This window comes from Enterobacter sp. CPE_E890 (assembly GCF_046521475.1).
Classification (GTDB): domain Bacteria; phylum Pseudomonadota; class Gammaproteobacteria; order Enterobacterales; family Enterobacteriaceae; genus Enterobacter; species Enterobacter adelaidei.
The window spans coordinates 2,047,303-2,072,227 of sequence record NZ_JBKFZW010000001.1 but is presented as its reverse complement, the minus strand read 5'-3'; the positions used below and the strand labels follow the sequence as shown (position 1 = coordinate 2,072,227).

The 24,925-nt window shown below is 55.6% G+C and carries 23 protein-coding genes; 13 read left to right on the top strand and 10 right to left on the bottom strand.

What is annotated here, in order from left to right; genetic code table 11:
• Positions 1-83 precede the first annotated feature (83 nt).
• A complete protein-coding gene (gene ppsA, locus ACLHV9_RS10240; protein WP_028017245.1) occupies positions 84-2,462 on the bottom strand; it encodes a phosphoenolpyruvate synthase in 2,379 nt (792 codons plus the stop codon).
• A gap of 335 nt (positions 2,463-2,797) precedes the next feature.
• Here ppsA and ppsR point away from each other — a divergent pair, with 335 nt between their 5' ends.
• From ppsR to ACLHV9_RS10200, 8 genes are all read left to right on the top strand, one after another.
• Positions 2,798-3,631, top strand: a complete 834-nt coding sequence (gene ppsR, locus ACLHV9_RS10235; protein WP_028017244.1) for a posphoenolpyruvate synthetase regulatory kinase/phosphorylase PpsR — start codon at positions 2,798-2,800, stop codon at positions 3,629-3,631.
• Between the two features lie 152 nt (positions 3,632-3,783).
• Positions 3,784-4,830 (top strand): 3-deoxy-7-phosphoheptulonate synthase AroH, encoded by a 1,047-nt coding sequence (aroH, locus tag ACLHV9_RS10230; protein WP_049006390.1) that lies wholly within the window; start codon positions 3,784-3,786, stop codon positions 4,828-4,830.
• A gap of 172 nt (positions 4,831-5,002) precedes the next feature.
• Positions 5,003-5,185, top strand: a complete 183-nt coding sequence (gene hemP, locus ACLHV9_RS10225; RefSeq protein ID WP_028017242.1) for a hemin uptake protein HemP — start codon at positions 5,003-5,005, stop codon at positions 5,183-5,185.
• A 76-nt stretch (positions 5,186-5,261) separates the two neighbouring features.
• Positions 5,262-7,247: a TonB-dependent hemoglobin/transferrin/lactoferrin family receptor gene (locus ACLHV9_RS10220; RefSeq protein ID WP_407220416.1), complete on the top strand. Its 1,986-nt coding sequence runs from the start codon at positions 5,262-5,264 to the stop codon at positions 7,245-7,247.
• Between the two features lie 47 nt (positions 7,248-7,294).
• The gene (chuS, locus tag ACLHV9_RS10215) at positions 7,295-8,323 is read left to right on the top strand and encodes a hematinate-forming heme oxygenase ChuS (protein WP_108090145.1); all 1,029 of its coding nucleotides are present in this window, start codon (positions 7,295-7,297) and stop codon (positions 8,321-8,323) included.
• Complete coding sequence (locus ACLHV9_RS10210; protein ID WP_028017239.1) at positions 8,320-9,141, top strand: hemin ABC transporter substrate-binding protein; 822 nt, start codon at positions 8,320-8,322, stop codon at positions 9,139-9,141. The genes chuS and ACLHV9_RS10210 overlap by 4 nt, the downstream gene beginning before the upstream one ends.
• Positions 9,141-10,133 carry a FecCD family ABC transporter permease gene (locus tag ACLHV9_RS10205; protein WP_028017238.1) on the top strand — a complete coding sequence of 331 codons (993 nt, stop codon included), beginning with the start codon at positions 9,141-9,143 and terminating at the stop codon, positions 10,131-10,133. Before ACLHV9_RS10210 ends, ACLHV9_RS10205 begins: the two co-directional genes overlap by 1 nt.
• On the top strand, positions 10,126-10,905 hold the full coding sequence (locus ACLHV9_RS10200; RefSeq protein ID WP_028017237.1) for a heme ABC transporter ATP-binding protein: 780 nt from the start codon (positions 10,126-10,128) through the stop codon (positions 10,903-10,905). Before ACLHV9_RS10205 ends, ACLHV9_RS10200 begins: the two co-directional genes overlap by 8 nt.
• Here ACLHV9_RS10200 and ACLHV9_RS10195 read toward each other — a convergent pair.
• Positions 10,872-11,795: a LysR family transcriptional regulator gene (locus tag ACLHV9_RS10195; protein ID WP_032666815.1), complete on the bottom strand. Its 924-nt coding sequence runs from the start codon at positions 11,793-11,795 to the stop codon at positions 10,872-10,874. The two genes, ACLHV9_RS10200 and ACLHV9_RS10195, sit on opposite strands and share 34 nt — an antisense overlap.
• Before the next feature lie 140 nt (positions 11,796-11,935).
• Between ACLHV9_RS10195 and ACLHV9_RS10190 the strand changes: the two genes are divergently transcribed.
• From ACLHV9_RS10190 to ACLHV9_RS10170, 5 genes are read left to right on the top strand one after another with little or no spacing between them, the layout of a single operon-like run.
• Positions 11,936-12,643, top strand: a complete 708-nt coding sequence (locus ACLHV9_RS10190; protein ID WP_108090147.1) for a CoA transferase subunit A — start codon at positions 11,936-11,938, stop codon at positions 12,641-12,643.
• 2 nt (positions 12,644-12,645) lie between these two features.
• Positions 12,646-13,302, top strand: coding sequence for a CoA transferase subunit B (locus ACLHV9_RS10185; RefSeq protein ID WP_108090148.1), 657 nt, complete (start codon positions 12,646-12,648; stop codon positions 13,300-13,302).
• A 9-nt stretch (positions 13,303-13,311) separates the two neighbouring features.
• Complete coding sequence (locus ACLHV9_RS10180) at positions 13,312-14,493, top strand: acetyl-CoA C-acetyltransferase (protein ID WP_108090149.1); 1,182 nt, start codon at positions 13,312-13,314, stop codon at positions 14,491-14,493.
• Positions 14,494-14,539: 46 nt separating this feature from the next.
• Complete coding sequence (locus ACLHV9_RS10175; RefSeq protein ID WP_028017233.1) at positions 14,540-15,931, top strand: GntP family permease; 1,392 nt, start codon at positions 14,540-14,542, stop codon at positions 15,929-15,931.
• Between the two features lie 10 nt (positions 15,932-15,941).
• A complete protein-coding gene (locus ACLHV9_RS10170) occupies positions 15,942-16,712 on the top strand; it encodes a 3-hydroxybutyrate dehydrogenase (RefSeq protein WP_108090150.1) in 771 nt (256 codons plus the stop codon).
• 40 nt (positions 16,713-16,752) lie between these two features.
• Here the strand turns inward: ACLHV9_RS10170 and selO are convergent, their stop codons facing one another.
• The 8 genes from selO to pheT form a co-directional block, all read right to left on the bottom strand.
• Entirely contained in the window at positions 16,753-18,195 is a 1,443-nt protein-coding gene (gene selO / locus ACLHV9_RS10165; RefSeq protein WP_108090151.1) for a protein adenylyltransferase SelO, read from the bottom strand.
• 61 nt (positions 18,196-18,256) lie between these two features.
• Entirely contained in the window at positions 18,257-18,970 is a 714-nt protein-coding gene (locus ACLHV9_RS10160; RefSeq protein WP_028017230.1) for an EAL domain-containing protein, read from the bottom strand.
• A gap of 293 nt (positions 18,971-19,263) precedes the next feature.
• Positions 19,264-19,728: an NlpC/P60 family protein gene (locus ACLHV9_RS10155; RefSeq protein ID WP_028017229.1), complete on the bottom strand. Its 465-nt coding sequence runs from the start codon at positions 19,726-19,728 to the stop codon at positions 19,264-19,266.
• Between the two features lie 74 nt (positions 19,729-19,802).
• Positions 19,803-20,558 carry a vitamin B12 ABC transporter ATP-binding protein BtuD gene (gene btuD, locus ACLHV9_RS10150; RefSeq protein ID WP_108090153.1) on the bottom strand — a complete coding sequence of 252 codons (756 nt, stop codon included), beginning with the start codon at positions 20,556-20,558 and terminating at the stop codon, positions 19,803-19,805.
• The gene (locus tag ACLHV9_RS10145; protein WP_108090154.1) at positions 20,558-21,109 is read right to left on the bottom strand and encodes a glutathione peroxidase; all 552 of its coding nucleotides are present in this window, start codon (positions 21,107-21,109) and stop codon (positions 20,558-20,560) included. Before ACLHV9_RS10145 ends, btuD begins: the two co-directional genes overlap by 1 nt.
• Before the next feature lie 33 nt (positions 21,110-21,142).
• The gene (gene btuC, locus ACLHV9_RS10140; protein WP_108090155.1) at positions 21,143-22,123 is read right to left on the bottom strand and encodes a vitamin B12 ABC transporter permease BtuC; all 981 of its coding nucleotides are present in this window, start codon (positions 22,121-22,123) and stop codon (positions 21,143-21,145) included.
• 103 nt (positions 22,124-22,226) lie between these two features.
• Positions 22,227-22,526, bottom strand: a complete 300-nt coding sequence (ihfA, locus tag ACLHV9_RS10135; protein ID WP_003857805.1) for an integration host factor subunit alpha — start codon at positions 22,524-22,526, stop codon at positions 22,227-22,229.
• A 4-nt stretch (positions 22,527-22,530) separates the two neighbouring features.
• Positions 22,531-24,918 (bottom strand): phenylalanine--tRNA ligase subunit beta, encoded by a 2,388-nt coding sequence (gene pheT, locus ACLHV9_RS10130; RefSeq protein WP_129324518.1) that lies wholly within the window; start codon positions 24,916-24,918, stop codon positions 22,531-22,533.
• Between the last annotated feature and the right edge of the window lie 7 nt (positions 24,919-24,925).

The window sequence follows — 24,925 nt, the reverse complement described above, 5'->3', positions numbered from 1 at the left end:
CTTTATTTGTGATGGGGAGCAAATAAGAAGAGAAATAAAAAAGGCGAGGAATAATCTCCTCGCCTTTTCGGGTTATGGTGGTGTTACTTGTTCAGTTCTGCCAGACTCAGCCAGGTTTGCACTACGGTGTCCGGGTTCAGGGACAGACTATCAATCCCCTCTTCCATCAGCCATGCGGCAAAGTCTTCATGGTCGGATGGGCCCTGACCACAAATCCCAACGTATTTACCCTGTTTCTTCGCCGCGCGAATGGACATCGACAGCAGCGCTTTCACCGCCTCGTTACGCTCATCGAACAGCTCAGAAACCACACCGGAGTCACGGTCCAGGCCCAGCGTCAGCTGCGTCATGTCGTTCGAGCCGATCGAGAAGCCGTCGAAGTGTTCCAGGAACTGCTCGGCCAGAAGGGCATTGGACGGGATTTCACACATCATGATGATCTTCAGCCCGTTCTCGCCGCGCTTCAGCCCCTGACGCGCCAGCTCGTCCACAACGGCTTTCGCCTGATCCACCGTACGCACAAACGGGATCATGATTTCGACGTTGGTCAGTCCCATGTCGTTGCGCACGCGTTTAACCGCTTCACACTCCAGCGCGAAGCAGTCGCGGAAGCTTTCGGACACATAACGTCCAGCCCCACGGAAGCCCAGCATTGGGTTCTCTTCTTCCGGCTCGTAGCGCTCGCCGCCCACCAGGTTGGCATATTCATTAGACTTAAAGTCAGACAGACGCACGATCACGCGTTTCGGGTAGAAGGCGGCACCCAGGGTGGCAATCCCTTCCGTCAGACGGCCGACGTAGAACTCTTTCGGTGAGTCGTAGCCTTTCATCATCTCGCGGATTTCGTTCTGCAGTTTCGGGTCCTGATCATCAAACTCCAGCAGTGCACGCGGGTGAACGCCGATCATACGGTTGATGATAAATTCGAGACGTGCCAGACCCACACCTTCGTTCGGAAGGCAGGCGAAGTCAAACGCGCGGTCCGGGTTGCCAACGTTCATCATGATCTTCAGCGGCAGGTCCGGCATGGTTTCAACACTGGAACTTTTCACGCTGAAGTCGAGGATATCGGCATACACATAGCCGGTATCGCCTTCGGCGCAGGAGACAGTTACATTCTGTCCGTCTTTCATGCGCTCAGTGGCATCACCGCAGCCGACAACCGCAGGAATACCCAGCTCGCGGGCAATGATCGCCGCGTGACAGGTACGACCGCCACGGTTGGTGACGATAGCCGCCGCTTTCTTCATGATCGGTTCCCAGTCCGGGTCGGTCATGTCGGTCACCAGCACGTCGCCTGGCTCAATACGGTTCATCTCGCTGATGTCGTGGATCACTTTGACCGGACCAGCACCGATGCGGTGACCGATAGCACGACCTTCCGCAACGATTTTACCCTGCGCGTGCAGCGTATAACGCTCCATAACCTGGCCGCGAGAGCGGACGGTTTCCGGACGCGCCTGCACGATAAACAGCTTGCCGGTGTTCCCGTCTTTCGCCCATTCGATGTCCATTGGACGACCGTAGTGTTTTTCAATCTGTACCGCCTGCTTCGCCAGTTCCTGTACTTCAGCGTCAGTCAGGGAGAAGCGGTCACGCTGCTCCTGCGGTACATCTTCAATTTTAACCTGCTTGCCATGCTCCTGGGTTGGGGCATAGATCATGCGGATTTTTTTCGAGCCCATAGTGCGGCGCACCACCGCCGGGCGGCCAGCAGCCAGCGTTGGTTTGTGGACATAGAATTCATCAGGGTTGACCGCCCCCTGAACCACCATCTCACCCAGACCCCACGCGGAGGTGATAAACACCACCTGGTCGAAGCCGGATTCGGTATCAATGGAGAACATCACGCCGGATGAGCCCACGTCCGAGCGCACCATGCGCTGTACACCTGCGGAAAGTGCTACGCCGCGATGGTCATAGCCCTGGTGCACGCGATAAGAGATGGCACGGTCGTTGAACAGGGAAGCGAACACGTGCTTCACCGCCACCAGCACGGCATCGTATCCCTGCACGTTCAGGAAGGTTTCCTGCTGCCCGGCAAACGAGGCGTCTGGCATATCTTCTGCGGTTGCAGAAGAACGCACGGCAAAGGAGGCCTGCGCATCGTCAGCAGAGAGCTGGTTGTACGCATCGTGAATGGCTTTTTCCAGTTCCGGCTGGAAAGGTGTGTCGATAATCCACTGGCGGATTTGTGACCCGGCTTTGGCAAGCTCGGTAACGTCATCAATATCCGTTTTATCCAGCAGGTCGTAAATGCGCTGGTTCACGCCGCTCTGGTCTAAAAACAGGTTAAACGCATCGGCAGTTGTGGCAAACCCGTTTGGTACGGAGACACCCATACCCGACAGATTTGTAATCATTTCACCCAGGGAGGCATTTTTGCCCCCAACTCTGTCTACATCATTCATGCCGAGTTGGTTATACCAAAGCACCAGCGGTGACGAGCCATTGTTGGACATCGAAACAATCCTTTTGTGATATTTGATCGGAGTAAGTAACACCTGACTACGTATTTATAGTGGCATATTTATTAGCGCTAAAAAAACGGTGAATCGTGTAAGCAATTTAAATTTTCAACTTTTCGGATACTTTCCCATCACCCACGAACCCGATGATTCCTATATATTCAGCCAGAAACCACAAAAATAAAGTCGCTATTTGAAAAATGAAATCCACTTTTCAGGAAAATCAAAAACATCGTTTCATTTATAATTAAGATAAGTTCTTTGCTGTGTAATTTACTTTTTTAATTTATGCTTTCAGGCAATTAGGTATGATATTCAGGGTGAGTAAAATGGATAATGCTGTCGATCGCCACGTTTTTTATATTTCTGATGGTACGGCGATCACCGCCGAGGTGCTGGGCCATGCGGTGATGTCGCAGTTTCCCGTTTCGATTAACAGCATCACGCTGCCGTTTGTCGAAAATGAGAGCCGCGCCAAAGCGGTGAAGGACCAGATTGATGCCATCTACCAGCAGACCGGCGTCCGCCCGCTGGTGTTCTACTCGATCGTGATCCCCGAGATTCGCTCCATCATTCTGCAAAGTGAAGGCTTCTGTCAGGATATCGTCCAGGCACTGGTGGCTCCGCTGCAAAGCGAGCTTAAGCTTGATCCGACCCCGATCGCTCACCGTACCCACGGGCTAAACCCCGGCAATCTGACCAAGTACGATGCGCGTATCGCTGCCATTGATTACACCCTGGCACATGACGACGGTATCTCGCTGCGTAATCTTGACCAGGCGCAGGTGATCCTGCTTGGCGTATCGCGCTGCGGCAAAACGCCAACCAGCCTCTATCTGGCGATGCAGTTTGGTATTCGTGCCGCAAACTACCCCTTTATTGCTGACGACATGGATAACCTGGTGCTACCTGCCGCCCTTAAGCCTCTGCAACATAAGTTGTTCGGCCTGACGATCAACCCGGAACGCCTTGCCGCCATCCGCGAAGAACGCCGCGAGAACAGCCGCTACGCCTCCATGCGCCAGTGCCGGATGGAGGTCTCCGAAGTGGAAGCGCTGTACCGCAAAAACCAGATCCCGTGGCTGAACAGCACCAACTATTCGGTTGAAGAAATTGCCACCAAAATTCTCGACATCATGGGGCTTAATCGTCGCATGTACTAATATGCTAGTACATTAGCTCAGATTCAGGTATCATCATCGGCAACCACGGGGCGGTGTCGCCCCGAACTTGAAATCAGCAGGGATTGGTTTAAGGTGATGCCCATCACTTCCCGGTAGTCTGCCGATGAAGCAAAAATTTTCTGAGACATTCCATGAATAAAACCGACGAACTCCGCACTGCGCGCATCGACAGCCTGGTTACCCCAGCTGAACTGGCACTGCGGCATCCTGTTTCCGCCACCGTTGCGGAACATGTCACGGCTTCCCGCCGGCGCATTGAAAAAATCCTGAATGGTGAAGACAAACGTCTTCTGGTAGTGATTGGGCCTTGCTCCATCCACGATCTGGATGCCGCAATGGATTATGCCAAACGACTTCAGGGGCTGCGGGACAAATACCAGCATCGCCTTGAGATCGTGATGCGAACCTACTTTGAAAAACCGCGGACCGTAGTGGGCTGGAAAGGCCTGATTTCCGATCCTGATCTGAACGGTAGCTACCGCGTGAACCACGGTATTGAGCTGGCGCGCAAACTGCTCCTGCAGGTCAATGAACTGGGCGTACCAACGGCGACCGAATTTCTCGATATGGTGACCGGGCAGTTTATCGCCGATCTCATCAGCTGGGGCGCAATTGGCGCACGTACCACCGAAAGCCAAATCCACCGCGAGATGGCCTCCGCCCTCTCCTGTCCGGTCGGCTTTAAAAACGGAACTGACGGTAACACCCGTATCGCGGTAGATGCGATCCGCGCTGCCCGTGCCAGCCATATGTTCCTGTCGCCGGATAAGAGCGGTCACATGACCATCTACCAGACCAGCGGTAACCCGTACGGGCATATCATTATGCGCGGTGGGAAGAAACCCAATTACCATGCACAAGATATTGCAGCCGCCTGTGAAACACTGGCAGAGTTCGACCTGCCGGAACATCTGGTCGTGGATTTCAGCCACGGGAACTGTCAGAAACAGCATCGCCGCCAGCTGGATGTGTGCGATGAAATTTGCCAGCAGATCCGCAGCGGCTCAACCGCCATCGCGGGGATTATGGCCGAAAGTTTCATCAAGGAAGGCACGCAGAAGATCGTTGCCGGACAGCCAATAGTGTACGGTCAATCAATTACCGACCCGTGCCTGAGCTGGGAAGACAGCGAACTGCTGCTGGAGAAACTGGCTTCTGCGGTAGATACGCGCTTCTAAAATCCAGCCCTTCTCCCTCTCCCTGTGGGAGAGGGGCGGGGTGAGGGCATCAAACCGCACTTCACCCCCAAATTTGATCCTCTCACCCTTTTTTCACAAAAACGCTTGCTGTGAATTTACAGTTTATTGATAATGATTATCATTGTTGCATTGATTGTCATTTATAAACATTATGTCACGTACGGATAACAACGCGGCAACGCCAGAAAAAACACACACAGCCCCTGCCTCCACCGAGCGTCGGATTGACAGCAAAGCCCTGCTCGGCGATGAGGGGCGGGTGATTATCGAGCATGACGGTCAGCACTACCTGCTACGCCAGACCCATGCCGGAAAACTGATCCTGACTAAATAAACAACACGATAACTTCGCCAGCCACCCAGGTGTTCCCCAGGCAGCCAGCGCTTTCGATTCTTAATGGAGAGTTGCTATGCCATACCTGCATTCCGCGTCTTTACGCCCGTCAATTCTGGCTCTGGCAGTCGTCAGTACCCTGCCGGGCGTCGCGTTTGCTGCCGCAGATGATATTACCGTCACCGCCACGGGCAACGCCCGCAGCGCCTTTGAAGCTCCGATGATGGTGAGCGTGATTGACGCCAGCGCGCCGGAGAAACAAACCGCCAGCTCTGCTGCCGACCTGCTGCGTAACGTACCTGGTCTCACACTGGACGGCACCGGGCGCACCAACGGGCAGGACGTGAACCTGCGCGGCTATGACCGCCGCGGCGTGCTGGTGCTGGTTGACGGCGTGCGCCAGGGAACCGATACCGGCCACCTGAACAGCACCTTCCTCGATCCGTCGCTGATTAAACGTGTTGAAGTGGTTCGCGGACCATCCGCCCTGCTCTACGGAAGTGGCGCGCTGGGCGGCGTGATCTCCTATGATACTGCCGACGCCAAAGACCTGCTGGAGCCGGGAAAAAACAGCGGCTACCGCGTATTTGCTACAGGTGCAACGGGCGATCATAGCCTCGGAATGGGGGCCAGCGCGTATGGCCGCACCGACACGCTGGACGGTCTGGTCTCCTGGTCGAGCCGTGACCGGGGTGACATTCGTCAGAGCAACGGTACAGCAGCACCAAATGATGAATCCATTAACAACATGCTGGCAAAAGGTCGATGGAAAATCGACCCGGCGCAGACCCTGAGCGGCTCCCTGCGCTACTATAACAACGACGCACAGGAACCCAAAAATCCGCAAACCATTAAAGCGGATGCCTCCAGCAACCCCATGACTGACCGTTCCACCATCCAGCGTGACGCTCAGCTGGGCTACAACATCGCGCCGGAAGGCAATGACTGGCTGAACGCCGATGCCAAAATCTACTGGTCTGAAGCGCGCATTAACGCCCAGAACATCAGCGGCAGCGGTGAATTCCGCAAGCAAACCACGAAAGGTGGGAAGGTGGAAAACCGCACCCGACTGTTTAGCGACTCCTTTGCCTCACACCTCCTGACCTACGGCGGAGAATATTACCGCCAGGAGCAAAACCCGGGCGGTGCGACGACCGGTTTCCCGGACGCAAAAATCGACTTCAGCTCCGGTTGGCTGCAGGATGAAATTACCCTGCGCGATCTGCCCATCACCCTGCTGGGGGGGACGCGTTATGACAACTATCGCGGCAGCAGTGATGGTTATGACGATGTGGATGCCGATAAGTGGTCATCCCGCGCCGGCTTAACCGTCAGCCCAGCCGACTGGCTGATGCTGTTCGGCTCTTACGCGCAGGCCTTCCGCGCGCCGACCATGGGTGAAATGTATAACGATGCAAAGCACTTCTCGATAGGCCGCTTCTATACCAACTACTGGGTGCCAAACCCGAACCTGCGTCCGGAGACCAATGAAACTCAGGAGTTCGGTTTTGGTCTGCGCTTTGACGATCTGATGCTGGCGAACGATGCCCTGGAGTTCAAAGCGAGCTATTTCGATACGAAAGCCAAAGACTACATCTCCACTACCGTCGATTTCGCGGCGGCGACCACCATGTCCTATAACGTTCCCAATGCCAAAATCTGGGGCTGGGACGTAATGGCGAAATACTCCGCCGAGATCTTCAACCTTGACCTGGCCTATAACCGCACGCGCGGGAAAGATACCGACACGGGAGAGTACATCTCCAGCATTAACCCGGACACCGTCACCAGCAAGCTGGATATCCCGGTAGCGCAAAGCGGTTTCTCCGTGGGCTGGATAGGTACCTTTGTTGACCGTTCAACGCACATCAGCAGCAGTTACAAAAAGCAGCCTGGCTACGCGGTCAACGATTTCTACGTCAGCTATCAGGGTCAGGCACAACTGAAAGGCATCACAACGACGGTGGTGCTGGGTAACGCCTTCGACAAAGAATACTGGTCACCGCAGGGTATTCCGCAGGACGGTCGCAACGGCAAGATTTTCGTAAGCTATCAGTGGTAACCCCCTCGCCCCGGTTCACCGGGGCATCCATGAAGAAGGACGAAACAATGAATCACTACACACGCTGGCTTGAGCTAAAAGAAGAAAACCCGGGTAAGTACGCGCGTGACATCGCAGGTTTAATGAACATCAGTGAAGCTGAACTGACCTTTGCCCGCGTCGGCCACGATGCCTGGCGCCTGAACGGTGAGATCCGCGATATCCTTGGCGCGCTGGAAGCCGTGGGCGAAACCAAATGCATTTGCCGCAATGACCATGCCGTTCACGAGCAGGTAGGGACCTTCACCAATCAGCATCTCCACGGTCACGCCGGGCTGGTACTGAACCCACGCGGACTGGATCTGCGTCTGTTCCTCAATCAGTGGGCGAGCGTTTTTCACATCAGTGAAGCTACCGCGCGCGGCGAGCGTCAGAGCATCCAGTTCTTCGACCATCAGGGTGATGCGCTGCTGAAGGTCTACGCCACCGATAGCACCGACGTATCCGCCTGGAGCGACGTACTGAGCCGCTTTATCTTTGCCGATAATCCACCGCTGGCGTTAAAGGTGGCCGATGTCCCGGTTCACGCAGAAAACGCGCAAGCCGCGCTCGTGGACACAGAGTGGCGCGCCATGACCGACGTGCACCAGTTCTTCGGCCTGCTGAAGCGCCACAATCTCAGCCGCCAGCAGGCGTTTAACCTGGTGGGTGACGATCTGGCCTGCAGGGTAGAGAACTCCGCGCTGGCGCAGCTGCTGGAGACGGCGCGCCAGGACGGCAACGAAATAATGGTGTTTGTCGGCAACCGCGGCTGCGTGCAGATCTTCACCGGCGCGGTGGAAAAGCTGGTGCCGATGAAAGGCTGGCTCAACATCTTTAACCCGACCTTTACCCTGCATCTGCTTGAAGAAGCCATTGCGGAAACGTGGGTCACGCGCAAACCGACGGCTGACGGGCATGTCACTAGCCTGGAGCTGTTTGCCGCCGACGGCACGCAAATCGCTCAGCTGTATGGTCAGCGTACCGAAGGCGAGCCGGAACAGAGCCAATGGCGTAGCCAGATTGACGCCTTAACGGCGAAAGGGTTGTCCGCATGAAAAAATGGCTCGCCGTTCTCAGCGCCCTGCCCCTGATGGCGTTTGCCGCCACGCAGGAGAAAATCGTTACGCTTGGCGGCGACGTGACGGAAATTGTCTTTGCCCTTGGCGCACAGTCGTCTCTGGTGGCTCGCGACAGTACCAGTCAGTGGCCACAGGCAGCAAACGATCTGCCTGACGTGGGATATTTGCGCCAGCTGAATGCGGAAGGCATTTTGTCCATGCGTCCCACCCTGGTGCTGGCAAGCGCCCAGGCGCAACCGTCTCTGGCATTAAAACAGGTTGAGCAAAGCCATATCAGGGTCGTCACCGTTCCGGCAAGTAACGCGCTGGGCGTCATTGATGAAAAGGTGCGGGTCATCGCGCAAGCGACACATCGCGAGGTTGAGGGAGAAATCCTGCGTAACACGTTACGTCAGGCCCTGACCGCCCTGCCCGCCTCGCCACTCAACAAGCGGGTGCTGTTTATCCTCAACCATGGAGGGATGACCGCAATGGCTGCCGGACAACAGACCGCAGCGGATGCCGCCATTCAGGCGGCGGGGCTTAGAAATGCGATGCAAGGTTTTACCCGCTATCAACCGCTGTCACAGGAGGGCGTGATTGCCAGCCAGCCCGACCTGGTGGTGATTTCTCAGGAGGGTATCAACGCGCTGGGCGGTGAAGACAATCTCTGGAAACTGCCGGGTCTGGCGCAAACGCCGGCGGGACGCAACAAGCAGCTGCTGGCAATTGATGATATGGCGCTTCTGGGCTTTGGCGTGCGAACGCCGCAGGCAATTCAGCAGTTGCGCGTCAGAGCGGAGCAACTACCCTGATGTCCCGACGGATCACCTTGTCACTGTGGATACTGACCGCACTCCTCACGACGATGACGATCGTGGCGACCGGTTTTGGCGCGTTGCATCTACCGGTCAGCCTGCTGTGGAACGGCAGCGATGATGCGCTGCGTCAGATCTGGCTGACCATACGCCTGCCCCGAGTGCTGTTGGCGCTGGTTATTGGGGGTTCACTGGCGCTGGCAGGCTGTGTAATGCAGGGGTTATTTCGTAACCCGCTGGCAGATCCGGGCCTGCTCGGGATCAGCAGCGGTGCGGCGCTTGCCGTTGCGTTATGGGTGGTTATTCCGCTCTCGTTACCTGCGCTGGTCATGCTTTATGCCCCGATGATCGCGGCCTTTTTCGGCGCGCTGTCTGCCACTTTCGTGATTTTCCTTCTCAGCCAGCAGCGTAACAGCTCGCTCTCCCGGTTGTTGCTGGTAGGTATCGCCATTAATGCCCTGTGCGGGGCAGCCGTCGGTGTGCTGTCATGGCTCAGTAATGATGCACAGCTTCGCCAGCTTTCACTTTGGGGTATGGGCAGCCTCGGCCAGGCGCAATGGTCAACATTGCTGGCCGTCACCTCGCTGATGATGCCCACTCTTCTGGTGATATGGCGTCTTGCCAGCGCGCTCAATTTACTGCAATTGGGTGAAGAAGAAGCGCACTATCTTGGTGTGGAGGTTGCGGTTGTGCAGCGGATCCTGCTGCTGTGTAGCGCCTTGCTGGTCGCCGCTGCGGTAGCGGTCAGTGGCGTTATCGGTTTTGTCGGTCTTGTGGTCCCCCACCTGATGCGCATGTGGCTCGGGGCAGATCACCGGGCGGTGATCCCCGGATCTGTACTCGCCGGCGCGGCGCTGCTGCTGATTGCGGATACGGTGGCTCGTACCCTGGTCGCCCCGGCGGAAATGCCGGTTGGTTTGCTGACCAGCCTTCTCGGCGCGCCGTGGTTTCTGTGGCTGATCTTTCGTCGTGGAGGCGAGCATGGCTGAACGCTATTGTGCAGAAAAAATAGATTTCCACACCGGACACCGGACGCTTATAAACGAGGTATCCCTGGATTTATCCATGGGTGAAATGGTGGCGTTGATTGGCCCGAATGGCGCCGGAAAATCGACGTTACTGCGGCTGCTCACGGGCTATTTAAACCCTACTGGCGGGCAGTGCAACCTGGCAGATATCCCCCTCAATGCCTGGCAGCCGGAAAGACTCGCTCGCCGCCGGGCGGTGATGCGCCAGAACACGCAGCTCGGCTTCGACTGGCCTGTGGAGGCGGTAGTCGGCATGGGCCGCGCTCCCTGGACTCGCTACCCCGAACCCGCAGTTGTTCAGGAGGTGATGCAGATTACCGGATGTTTACCGCTGGCGGGCAGGCAGTTTGCCGCACTCTCCGGTGGGGAACAGCAGCGGATCCAGCTTGCGCGGGCGCTGGCGCAGCTGTGGCACGAGGGTGCGCCGCGCGGCTGGCTGTTCCTTGATGAACCCACGTCTGCGCTGGATCTCTATCACCAGCAACATCTGCTGCGCCTGCTGAAATCCCTGACCCATCAGGGAGATCTCCACGTCTGCGTCGTGCTGCACGATCTTAATCTGGCGGCGCTGTGGGCGGATCGGATCCTGCTGTTACACAATGGCAGATTGGTCTGCGAAGGCGTACCTGAAGCCGTTTTGCAGGCTGATGCGCTGGCACACTGGTACGGGGCAGAAGTGCTCGTCGGCAGACATCCAGATTACGCCACGCCGCAGGTGTTTCTCGCCCCCTGACCAGGCTGATAAAAATCCTTCAGTGTTTCCAGCAGGGCACGCGCCGCTTTTGAAAGCTGTGTGTGCCCTGGATGGATCACGCCAATGCATTTCTCAATAAGCGGGTTATCCAGTGGAATACAGACCGCGCCTAACGCAGCCATCTGTGTTTCGCACAATGCCGGAACAGCGCTGCCGCCCAATCCACTGGCGACCATCCGCCCCACCGTCACCAGTTGATGACTCTCCAGCGCCACATCCAGTTTTCTGCCGCTTCGGGCCAGTTCCTCTTCCATCATCAGACGTACCGCTGAGGGTCGCTGCAGGGTGATGAAATCCAGCGTCAGCAGCTCTTCCCATGACAAGCGTTTTTTACCGGCAAGAGAGGAATCTTTCGGCACAATGGCGACAAATCTGTCGAGACCCAGGGGCGTAAACAGCAGGTTATGCGTGGGTGCCGGCTCAAACGCGATCCCCATCTCCACCCGCCCTTCCCGAACCATCTCGATCACGTGTTCGTTGATGACATCATGCACGGTGACGTTGATCCCGGCGTGGCGATCGCGAAAGGCTTTGAGTACCTCCGGTAAGACATTCGCGGCAAACGACGGCATGGCCGCGACCGAGATTTTGCCACGCTGTAGCGTAAAACACTGATGCATCGCCTCTTCGACGTTATCCCAGTCGGCAAGCAGTTGCCGCGCCATGGGCAAAAACGTCTCCCCTTCCTGTGTCAACGCCACTTTACGCGTGCTCCGCTGCAGCAGCGGCCCTCCCAGCACATCCTCAAGACCTTTAATCGTCAGGCTCAGTGCTGGCTGAGAGAGATTTAGCCGTTCGCTGGCGTGCGCGAAATTCAGAGTGTGAGCTACCGCTAAAAACGCGCGTAACTGTTTGACACTCATTCTCATTTTTCATCCTGTTAACTAATTGAAAAAATTTAGTTAACAGTAAATTAATAAAAAAACCAAATGAGTGAGTCACAAATTCAAAATTAACAAATGAGTCACCGCCCCTAATGATACCGGCACGGACAACGGGAGAGATGACGATGGCGGGACTGGATAAACGCGTCAGTAGCTATGCGCAAGCGCTGGATGGGCTGACGAACGGAATGACCTTGCTGGCAGGCGGTTTCGGCTTGTGTGGCATCCCAGAGAACCTGATTGCAGAAGTCAGACGCCGTCAGGTGAACGATCTGACGGTGGTTTCAAACAACTGCGGCGTGGATGGTTTCGGCCTCGGAATACTGCTTGAGACGCGGCAGGTACGCAAGGTGGTGGCGTCTTACGTGGGTGAGAACGCGCTATTCGAGCAACAGGTATTGAGCGGTGAGCTGGAGATTGAACTCACGCCTCAGGGCTCGCTGGCAGAAAAAGTGCGCGCGGGTGGAGCCGGTATTCCGGCATTTTACACCGCCACCGGTTATGGCACTCCCGTGGCGACTGGCAAGGAAATTCGTCAGTTTGCGGGGAAACACTACATCCTCGAAGAGGCCATTACGGGTGATTTCGCGCTTATCAAAGGCTGGAAAGCAGACTGGTACGGCAACGTTATCTATCGCCATACCGCGCAAAACTTTAATCCGCTGATGGCCACGGCGGGCCGGATAACCGTTGTGGAGGTGGAAGAAATTGTTCCTCCGGGCGAACTGCCTCCGTCCGCTATTCACACCCCAGGAATTTACGTCGACAGAGTGATTGTCGGCCAGTTTGAAAAACGCATTGAACAGCGCACGCTGCGCGCGGAAGGAGTCTGACAATGTTGACCCGTGAACAGATGGCAATGCGCGTCGCTCGCGAGCTGCGCGACGGTTACTACGTCAACCTGGGGATCGGCATCCCTACCCTGGTGGCGAACTACATTCCGCCGGGGATGGATGTGATGCTTCAGTCGGAAAACGGTCTGCTGGGAATGGGGGAATTTCCGGATGAGCGTAACCTCGACGCCGACATGATTAACGCCGGTAAACAGACGGTGACCGCGCGGATCGGTGCTGCCATTTTCGACTCGGCTCAGTCGTTTGCCATGATCCGCGGCGGTCATGTCGATCTGACCGTATTGGGTGCGTTTGAAGTGGACGTCGAAGGGAATATCGCCTCGTGGATGATCCCCGGGAAGATGGTGAAAGGGATGGGAGGAGCAATGGATCTCGTTGCCGGGGCACAGAACATCATAGTGGTAATGACCCACGCCTCAAAAAGTGGTGAATCAAAACTACTCCCCCGCTGCACGCTGCCTCTCACGGGCGTGGGCTGCATCCGTCGGGTCTTAACCGACCTCGCGTTACTGGAGATCAAGGACGGCACGTTCATTCTTCGGGAATACGCTCCGGGGGTGAGTATCGACGAGATCGTGGCGAAAACGGCCGGGAAAATAAAATTGGCGGACGACGTTCGCGAGATGCGCTTCAACTGAGGACTCAACATGAAAAACGTCATGATTGTCGGGGCAGCGCGAACCCCTGTGGGTGGTTTTCGCGGTTCGCTCGCCTCCCTTTCTGCAGTTGAGCTGGGTGCAGTAGCGGTACAACACCTGCTTGCGACCAGCGGTTTGCATGCAGATCAAATAGATGAGCTGCTTTTTGGTCAGGTGCTGACGGCAGGTTGTGGACAAAACCCCGCGCGCCAGACGGCAATCCGCGCCGGGTTACCTGTCAAAACGCCCGCGACAACGGTCAATCTGGTGTGTGGTGCGGGCTTAAAAGCGGTGCAACTGGCCGCGCAGGCGATCCGCTGTGGTGATGCCGACGTGGTTATCGCGGGCGGTCAGGAGAGCATGAGCAACGCGCCTTATCTGCTGGACGGTGCGCGATCAGGGTTGCGTTTTGGTCATACGGGCCTGCAGGACAGCATGATTACCGACGGGCTATGGGATGCGTTCAACGATTACCACATGGGGATCACTGCAGAAAACATCGCCCGGCAGTACAGCATTTCTCGTGAGCAGCAGGACGCTTTTGCCGCCCGGTCGCAGCAAAAAGCTGCATCCGCGGCTGAATCCGGTCGATTCGACGCCGAGATAGTGCCAGTGACGGTGAAACAGGGTAAAAAGCCGCCCCTGATCATCAGCCGTGATGAACAGACCCGGCCGGGAACCACCGCAGAACAGCTCGCGCAACTGCGCCCCGCGTTTTTACACGAGGAAGGCACGGTTACGGCGGGTAATGCCTCAACGCTCAATGATGGTGCCGCCGCGGTGCTGTTGATGAGCGAGGAAAAAGCGCGGGAAAGCGGTTTGCCGATCCTGGGCCGCATCGCGAGTTACGCCGTGACGGGCGTCGACCCATCCGTGATGGGAATTGGTCCGGTCAGTGCCTGTCAGACGGCTCTGGCGCGGGCTGGCTGGACGCTCGATGACGTGGATCTCATTGAAGCCAATGAAGCCTTTGCGGCGCAAGCGCTGGCGGTGGGCAAGCTGCTCGGCTGGGATGAGTCAAAGGTGAACGTCAACGGTGGCGCGATTGCGCTGGGTCATCCGATTGGTGCTTCCGGCTGCCGCATTCTCGTCACGCTGCTGTACGAAATGCAGCGTCAGGGGGCTAAAAAAGGACTCGTCACCCTGTGCGTAGGCGGCGGACAAGGCATCGCTCTGACCGTCGAGCGTTAAACATCTCGTTGGTACCCGAATATAACAATGATAGTGAGGAGTCGTAATGAGTGTGTTAATTGCCCTGGCGGCACTGGCATTGCTGATGCTGGCGGCCTATCGCGGATATAGCGTTATTTTGTTTGCGCCGATTGCGGCGCTGGGTGCAGTGTTGCTGACCGACCCGGGGGCTGTCGGACCGACGTTTACCGGTCTGTTTATGGAAAAAATGGTGGGCTTCGTCAAGCTCTACTTCCCGGTGTTTCTGCTGGGTGCCGTTTTTGGCAAGCTGATTGAGCTTTCCGGTTTCTCACGATCGATCGTCGCCTCCGCCATTCGGATCCTCGGTCGTCGCCACGCGATACCGGTCATTGTTCTGGTCTGTGCGCTGTTAACCTATGGCGGCGTTTCGCTGTTCGTGGTGGCGTTTGCGGTCTATCCGTTTGCCGCCGAACTGTTCCGCCAGAGCGGTATCCCCAAACGGCTGATCCCGGCCACCGTGGCGCTGGGGGCATTTTCGTTTACCATGGACGCCCTGCCCGGCACGCCTCAAATCCAGAACATTATCCCCACCAGCTTCTTTGGTACTAACGCCTGGGCCGCGCCGTGGCTTGGGGTGATCGGTTCCCTGTTTATTATCTGTTTTGGCCTGCTCTGGCTGGAGCGTCAGCGCCGTAAAGCACTCAATAACAATGAAGGTTACGGCTCGGACCTCAAAAATGAACCAGAAACGCCGGACAACATAAATCTGCCACATCCGCTGATTGCTATCTCCCCTTTGCTGCTGGTGGGTATCCTCAACCTGCTGTTTACCCGCTGGATCCCTGGCTGGTACGGTACGAGCCATGAGCTCACCCTGCCAGGTCTGGCGAAACCGATTGTGACCGAAGTGAGTAAAATCACCGCCATCTGGGCCGTGGAGGCGGCGCTGATCTCCGGCATCATGCTGGTGCTGATTTTTGGTTTTCGCAATATCCGCGGGCGTCTGGCTGAAGGCAGCCGGACGGCGGTCAGCGGCGCCATTCTGGCAGCGATGAATACGGCCTCTGAATATGGTTTCGGGGCCGTTATTGCTGCACTGCCTGGTTTTCTGGTGCTGTCAAAAGGGCTGGCCGCGATCCCAAACCCGCTGTTAAACGAAGCGATCAGCGTGACCGTCCTCGCCGGGATCACCGGTTCCGCCTCCGGGGGGATGAGCATTGCACTCGCGGCAATGTCTGACAGCTTTATTGCCGCTGCGCACGCCGCCAATATTCCTCTGGAAGTTCTGCACCGCGTGGCCTCGATGGCAAGCGGTGGTATGGACACGCTTCCCCACAATGGCGCGGTGATTACCTTGCTGGCAATCACCGGCCTGAGTCATCGTCAGGCCTATGGCGGTATTTTCGCCATCACCCTCATAAAAAGTCTGGCAGTGCTTTTTGTCATTGCCGTGTTCTATCTGACCGGCATTGTTTAAGGAGAGAAAAATGAATCTGAAGGGTAAAACCGCTCTGGTGACCGGTTCGACAAGCGGTATTGGACTTGGGATCGCCCGCGTGCTGGCGAAGGCCGGGGCGCAGCTGATCCTCAACGGTTTCGGCGACAGCGAATCAGCAAGAGAAGAGATTGCGCAACTCGGCAAAAAGCCGGGCTATCACGATGCAGACCTGCGTGACGTACTGCAAATTGAAGCCATGATGCGCTACGCCGAATCGCAGTTTGGTAGTGTGGATATTCTGATTAACAATGCCGGAATACAGTATGTGGCCCCGGTTGAGGCATTTCCGGTAGAGAAATGGAATGACATTATCGCGCTGAATCTCTCCTCTGTTTTTCACACCAGCCGGCTGGCACTGCCTGCCATGCGTGAGAAAAACTGGGGCCGCATCATTAACATTGCCTCCGTTCATGGGCTAGTCGCGTCAAAAGAAAAGTCGGCCTATGTCGCCGCCAAGCATGGCGTGGTGGGCTTTACGAAATCCCTGGCGCTCGAAACCGCCCGCACGGGGATTACCGCCAATACGATCTGCCCGGGCTGGGTACTGACTCCTCTGGTACAACAGCAAATCGACAAACGCATTGCCGATGGCGTCGTACCTGACCAGGCACGAGACCAGCTTCTGGCGGAGAAACAGCCTTCAGGTGAGTTTGTCACCCCGGAACAGTTGGGCGAACTGGCGCTATTTTTGTGCAGCGACAGCGCCGTAAATGTCCGGGGCGTCGCATGGAACATGGATGGTGGGTGGGTCGCACAGTGACGGGTAAGCCGGGTGAGCGTCGCGTCACCCGGCAAAATGACTAACTTGAGCAGCTTACCTCCAGCCGCTTGCCCCAGTCAGGCGGGCGGCTGACGTAATCGTCATCCCTGTCGGCAAACGGCGTGCGTAACGCCACATGCAGACGGTGTAACTCGTCATACTCACCCTGCTCTGCCTGCTCAATCGCCCGTTGGGCCAGCCAGTTGCGTAACACCATCGCCGGGTTCGCCGCGTTCATCTGCGCGTGCCGGGTGGTATCGTCAACCTGCTCTTGCTGCAACCGCGTGCGGTACCGGGCAAACCAGTCGTCAAACGCCTGCCTGTCTATAAACTCGTCCCGCAACGGTGAGGCGGCACTGTGCTGCTCCGTCTGGCCCAGCATCCGGAAAGTACGGGTATAATCACTGCCTTCACGCGCCATCAGGGCAAACAGGTCATTGAGGATCTCGTTATCCCCCCTTTCCTGGGTCATCAGCCCCAGCTTGTTGCGCATCAACATGCCGTATTCACGCAGCAAAATATCCTGATAGCTATCGAGCGCGTCATTCAGGGCATCAACGTCGATAAACGGTGACAGCGTTTGCGCAAGACGTTGCAGGTTCCACAATCCAACCGCAGGCTGATTGTCAAAGCTGTAACGGCCCTGATAATCGGAGTGATTACAGATATATCCCGGCTGATAATCATCCAGGAACCCAAACGGACCGTAATCAAAGGTCAACCCCAGGAGCGACATGTTGTCCGTATTCATGACGCCGTGGGCGAATCCTACCGTTTGCCAGCGCGCGATCATTGATGCAGTACGGGCAATCACATCCCGGAACCAGAGAACGTATTTATCATCCTCATCCTGCAAATGTGGCCAGTGATGAGCGATAGCGTAGTCTGCAAGCTGACGCACCTTTTCCGTCTCGCGGCGATAGTAAAAGTGCTCAAAATGGCCAAAGCGCAAATGACTTTGCGCAATGCGCATCAGCATCGCCCCTTTTTCCATCGTTTCGCGCGCAACCGGCGTGTCGCTGGTGACAATCGACAGCGCACGGGTGGTCGGGATCCCGAGCGCATGCATCGCTTCAGATGCCAGGCATTCACGAATCGTTGAACGTAATACCGCACGCCCATCCCCCATCCGCGAGTAAGGGGTAAGGCCTGCGCCTTTCAGGTGCCAGTCAACCGTCTCCCCGTTGGGAAGCTGTTGTTCACCAAGCAGGATCCCCCTGCCGTCGCCCAGTTGCCCCGCCCAGACGCCAAACTGGTGTCCACTATAGACCTGAGCCAGGGGTTTCATGCCTGCGAGGAGCTTTTCGCCCCCCCAGACGCCAGCGCCGTCTGAAGGCTGAAACATGGCAGGTGGAATCGCCAGCTCCTCTGCCAGCCGATCGTTGTGCCAGATAAGACGCGAATTTTGTAAGGGTGTTGGTTTGAGTGCTGTGTAAAAACCAGGCAACTCGTCATGCCAGTGAGCAGTAAAAGACAGGGTCATAAGTCCTCCTGCTTTTAGTGTAGAGGGTTTACCCGCACTTAAACACGGGTGAAAGAAAGGGTTATCGCTGAACCAGCGTGGTGACGTGCTCTGCACTGACCGCTGGCCAGAGCGCTCCCTGCATCGCGCCGACGTTAAAGGACAAGACACGTTGCAACAGGTTGTGATCGTCGATTCCGGCTACGATGACAGACTGGCAATGGGGTGTTATCTGCCAGAGAATTGCACGCATAAAAGGTTCAAAAGAAAGCTCCGATGCACGCTGCTGAATGAACCCTTTGTCGATGATCACCCGTTTAAATAATCCATCATAGACGGCTTTGAGGGATGCTGCGCCTGCACCAAAGTTTGCCAGAACCAACGGGAAATGGATCGCCATTCTTGCCAACTGGAGATCGTCTTTTCCGTTATTTAAACCTGGATAGTTCTCATTAACAGTAAACTCAATAAACGGATAACGCTCAAGGATTGAAACAGCGTTTCCATTGCTTAATAAAAACTCAACAATAACAGGTGTAATATTGATCCATGCAATTAACTGATGCTGAATAAAAAACAGTTTGCAGGTATCAAGCAATTGCAGTTTCTCGTTAAACAACGCTAACTCTTCTGTCGCTGTAAGACGAGGGATAACGAGGTCAGTGGGGATCCTTACATCAGTGCCGACGCCAGTAAAGTTAACCAGAACCTCTAAACCTTTAAGCTCACCTGCACTATTACGGGCAGGCATGAACAATAGTTCAGACTGGTAAGCATTATCTAGCGTAATTATCATTGCACTCGCCCCGCATTAAAGATGAGAGAGGACATCCTGGAGCAATTGCCGACACAATTCCACTGTCTTGATTTTAATAAGATTAATTTCATTAGTTCCGTATTAATTTTCAGATTTATCCCTGAATCTAAAATAATCTTATCCTGGTTACTGAATAATAGCCAGTTTTAGATAAAACAGACACATGCGGGCTTAGCTAATTTTAGGTAAATTTAACTTTAATCATCTTATTTGCGAAAAAACGGCATGATTTATTCGCTACCATGCCGTCATAAAGACACATCCGGGGCAGACTAAATACGTCGTGCTTGCCAGAAGTTTTTACGCCAGTACACATTATCGAGAGAAGATCGCATCACTCCGCGGCTGGTCGAGGCGTGAATAAACTGATTGTCTGTATCATAAATTCCAACGTGAAGACCGCTTTCACCCGACCCGGTTTTGAAAAACACCAGGTCTCCAGGCAGAAGCTCATCTTTATCAATTTCAGTCCCTATTTCTGCCTGCTTGCGCGTTTCGCGCGGAAGCTGTAAGTCAAACTTGTCGCGGAACGTCATCAGGACAAAACCAGAACAATCTACACCGCCACGGCTCATGCCGCCATAGCGATAAGGCGTACCGCGCCAGTTGCTCAGCTGATCGTTGAGGCTGGCAATGACGGTGATAGAATCTGAAAGCCGTGGGTTAGGCGGCGGCGCACGATGGCTACTGCATCCCGCGAGAAATAACGCTGCCATCAGGAGAAACCAGAATCGCATTTTCAGACGAATCCTCTGCTTTTTTTGTTCTTTTCGTAATTTAGCGTGCAATTGTGCTAACAGGCAAGAAACGGTTACTCCTGCCCGGTAGAAATCAGCATCTTATGTCCCTCTATATCCAGCCTGCGGAAAGACATATTGTACGCAAGGGCAAGATTTGGCGGCGTAAGAACCTGATCCCGCGTCCCGCTGGCGATCATCTTTCCACGTGACAGCAACCACACCCGGTGGGCATGCCGCAAGGTATGGTTGAGGTCATGACTGCTCATTACCACGGCGATACCCTTTCGGCTCAGACTACTTAACAGCGAATCCAGCGCCGCCTGCTGCGCCACATCCAGACCGCTCATCGGCTCATCCAGAAGCAGCATCCGCCCGTGAGGGTTACCTGCCGGGTGAATCTGAACAATGACCGCCGCCAGGCGCACTCGCTGCCATTCTCCGCCGGAAAGCTGGCTGGCGTGTCGGGACAGTTTATCTTCTAGCCCCAGGGCCGCAGCCACTTCAGTCAGCAGTGCCGTATGTTGTTTGTCGTGCAAATGCAGCATCAGATAATGCCAGACAGGCATCGCAAAAGGGGGCATTTGTTGCTGCACAAGGTAACTGCGCCGGTGCGCCAGCGAGACCGGCGACCAGTCAGTTAGAGTATGCTCCAGCAGCGATATCTGCCCTTGCCCGGAGGTTAGCCCCGCCATACGGGCCAACAACGTGCTCTTCCCTGCGCCGTTGGGCCCAACAAGATGCAGGATCTCTCCCGCATTGAGGGTACCGGTTATCGGCTCCAGACGTCCCTTCTCGGCAACGTCCGTGAGCTGCATCAGCAACGACATTATTTCGCCAGCGCCAGCTTGATAGATTCCATGACGATCGGATCTTCAGGCGTCATATCCGGTGAAAAACGCTGAACCACCTGGCCATCACGACCAATCAGGAATTTTTCAAAGTTCCACAGAATATCATCCGGGTAGAGCGGTGCCCGACCTTTGCTCGCCATACGTTCATAAAAGCCGCTGCCTTCTGGCGCAACGGCTGTCGGCGCGGCAGCAATCAGCTTCGCAAACAGCGGATGGCGATCTTCGCCGTTAACATCAATTTTGCTGAACAGCGGGAACGTCACACCGTAGGTCGTACTACAAAACGTTTTGATCTCTTCTTCACTGCCCGGCTCCTGGCCCAGGAACTGGTTGCAGGGGAAACCCAGCACGGTGAAACCGTCTTTCTCCCACGCTTTCTGAATGTTCTCCAGCTGCTCGTACTGTGGCGTCAGGCCACATTTGGATGCCACGTTGACGATCAGCAATACATTGCCTTTGTAGCCTTCCAGCGTGGTGTTATCGCCATCAATGGTGGTCACTTTTGTGTTCAGGATATCTGACTGCATAGCATTCCCTCTGGTTGTCTTACGGATCGTGATTTAACGTCCGGCTTTTAATAGTAGCCAGATAAATACCGGCGCGCCCAGCGTGGCGGTCACTACACCAATGGGCAGTTCCGCGGCTGTCAGGGCAAGCCGGGCGATGATATCGGCCACCAGCAGTGTTACCGCCCCGGCGACTGCCGAGGCCGGAAGTAAGGTTCGATGGTCGGTGAGGCCACACAGGCGAAGCATATGCGGAATAACCAACCCGATAAAACCAATCGCCCCCGCCAGCGCCACGCTGACCCCCACCAGCCAGCCAATGGCAATAACCAGCACATTACGCCAGAACGCCAGTGGCATCCCGAGCTGGCGAGCGGATGTTTCACCCAGCGCGAGCATATTGAGTGGTTGTGCCTGCATGGTCGCCCACAATATGACCGGGATCAGAAGAACCATCAGCCAGCCCTGGTGCCAGTCCACGCCCCCAAAACCGCCCATCATCCAGTACATCAGCTGACGCAGGTCAAAGGAGGTCGAGAAGTAGACCGCCCAGGTCATCAGCGCGCTACAGATGATACCCAGCGCTACCCCGGCAAGCAGCAGACGGCTGGTCGATAAGTGCCGTCTGGCGAAACGCAGGAGAATGAGCGTTATCAGCAATGCGCCAGTAATGGCGCTCAGGCTGATACTCCACCCGGAGAGTGCTCCCCCGCCAAGCATGACGGCCGCTATCAGCCCCACGCCTGCGCCGTTCGATACGCCGAGCAGCCCGGGTTCCGCCAGCGGGTTGTCGAACAATGCCTGCATAATGGTGCCGCAGAGCGCCAGTGCAGCCCCCACCAGGATCACCGCCACGGTGCGCGGCAGACGTATTTGCCAGATGAAGATCTGCCCGTCAGGGCTCATCCAGCTTTCAGGCCCTATCCATCTGTCGCCCGCACACAGGCTTATGCCGGCGGCGACAACAAGAAGCAGCACCAGCAAAAACAGGCGACGTTGATCGGAACGGTGCTGGCGATAGGCGTAATCAAGCATGTGTACAGTTTTATTGACGTAAGATGTAATTGATTTTACGGCGGGTTTGCCAAAGAGCGCAAAGAAAAAAGGCCGCGTGAGCGGCCTTTTTAGTTAGTTCATATTACTCTGCTTTGGGCGTTGCGTTTTCGACACGGCTTTTTAACTTCTGGCCGGGTCTGAAGGTCACCACGCGGCGAGCTGTAATGGGAATATCTTCCCCCGTCTTCGGGTTGCGGCCCGGACGTTGGTTTTTGTCTCGCAAATCAAAATTGCCAAAACCGGAGAGTTTTACCTGTTCACCATTTTCCAGAGCACGACGGATCTCTTCGAAAAACAGCTCTACCAGCTCTTTGGCATCCCGTTTGCTAAGCCCAAGCTTATCAAACAGATATTCTGACATTTCAGCTTTTGTAAGCGCCATAGGTTCAATCCCTCAATGATGCCTGGAATCGCTCTTTTAATGCCTCTACACATTTGGCGACGGTAGCGGCAATCTCCTCTTCTTCGAGTGTACGGCTGGTATCCTGAAGGATAAGGCTGATAGCAAGGCTCTTGAAACCTTCTGCTACGCCCTTGCCGCGGTACACGTCAAATAAGTTTACGCCAACTACCTGATTTACGCCAACTTTCTTACATTCGGCCAAAATATCTGCTGCGGGCACATTTTCCGCGACCACAACCGCGATATCACGGCGGTTCGCCGGGAAGCGTGACACGTCCTGCGCCTGAGGAATGACGCGGTCTGCAACCGGGTTCCACTCCAGCTCGAACACGATGGTACGGCCATTCAGATCCAGTTTACGCTCCAGCTCAGGGTGAACAACACCAATGAAACCAACACGTTTGCCGTCTAAATAAATGGCTGCACTTTGCCCCGGATGCAGTGCCGGAATGGCTTCTGCACGGAATTCAATTTCAGATAATTTACCGGTCAGATCGAGAATTGCTTCCAGATCGCCCTTCATATCGTAGAAATCAACCGTCCCTTTCGCCAGATCCCAATGCTCTTCATAGCGGTTACCGCTGATGGCACCAGCCAGCATAAGATCCTGACGGATGCCTAAATTTGCCTGATTATCCGGTACAAAGCGCAAACCGCTTTCGAAAATTCGCACACGGTTTTGCTGGCGATTCTGGTTGTAAACAATCGTACCCAGCAGCCCTGTCCACAGAGACAGACGCATCGCGGACATTTCGCTGGAGATTGGGCTTGGCAGGATCAGCGCTTCCTGGCCCGGATGGATCAACTGCTGCAGCTTCGGATCAACAAAGCTGTAGGTGATCACTTCCTGGTAACCTTTATCATTGAGCATGGTTTTCACACGCTTCAGAGACAGGTCAGCTTCACGGTGGGTGCCCATCACCAGACCCGCCTGTACAGGCTCATCAGGGATGTTGTTATAACCGTATACGCGAGCCACTTCCTCCACCAGGTCTTCTTCGATCTCCATGTCGAAACGCCATGATGGCGCAACGGCCTTCCATTCGTCCTGACCTTCGGTGACTTCACAGCCCAGGCGCTTCAGAATGTCGGTGACCTGCGCATCGGCAACGTGGTGCCCAATCAAACGATCCAGCTTGCTGCGACGCAGAGTGATGGTTGCGCGTTTTGGCAGAGTGGCTTCGTTTGTCACATCAATAACCGGGCCAGCTTCGCCGCCGCAGATATCGATCAGCAGGCGGGTCGCGCGTTCCATCGCTTTGTACTGCAGCGCCGGGTCAACGCCGCGCTCGTAGCGGTGGGAGGCATCGGTATGCAGGCCGTGACGGCGTGCGCGACCGGTGATGGAGAGCGGGCTGAAGAAGGCGCATTCCAGCAGGACGTTTTGCGTCTCGTCGTTCACGCCTGAGTGCTCGCCCCCGAAGATACCGCCCATCGCCAGCGCTTTGCCATGATCTGCAATCACCAGGGTATCAGCGTTCAGTTTTGCTTCGCTGCCGTCCAGCAGAACCAGGGTTTCACCCTCTTTCGCCATACGTACAACAATTCCGCCTTCGATACGATCTTTATCGAACGCGTGCATTGGCTGGCCAAGCTCCAGCAGAACGTAGTTAGTGACGTCAACAACCGCATCAATGGAGCGAATACCACAGCGACGCAGTTTCTCTTTCATCCACAGAGGGGTTGGCGCTTTAACGTTAATGCCTTTCACAACACGCCCCAGGTAACGCGGGCACGCATCGGCGGCTTCAACCTGAATTGGCAGAGTGTCGGTAATGGTTGCAGCTACTGGCGTGATGTCTGGTACGTTCAGCTCAACCTGGTTCAGCACCGCAACATCGCGCGCTACGCCGATGATACCTAAGCAATCAGCACGGTTTGGCGTGACGCTGATTTCAATGGTGTTGTCATCAAGCTTCAGGTATTCACGGATATCGGTGCCAATTGGCGCATCCAGCGGCAGCTCAATGATGCCATTGTGATCGTCGGAAATACCCAGTTCGGAGAACGAGCACAGCATGCCTTCAGACGGCTCACCGCGCAGCTTAGCCGCTTTAATTTTGAAATCGCCCGGCAGTACCGCACCGACGGTTGCCACAGCAACTTTCAGCCCCTGACGGCAGTTTGGCGCACCGCAGACGATATCCAGCAGGCGCTCGCCGCCCACGTTCACTTTTGTTACGCGCAGTTTGTCTGCATTAGGATGCTGGCCGCATTCAACCACTTCACCTACGACCACGCCATTAAAGGCACCTGAAACCGGCTCAACGCCGTCAACTTCCAGGCCTGCCATGGTGATCTGGTTAGAAAGCGCTTCGCTGTCCAGCGTGGTGTTCACCCATTCGCGTAACCACAGTTCACTGAATTTCATTGTTCTG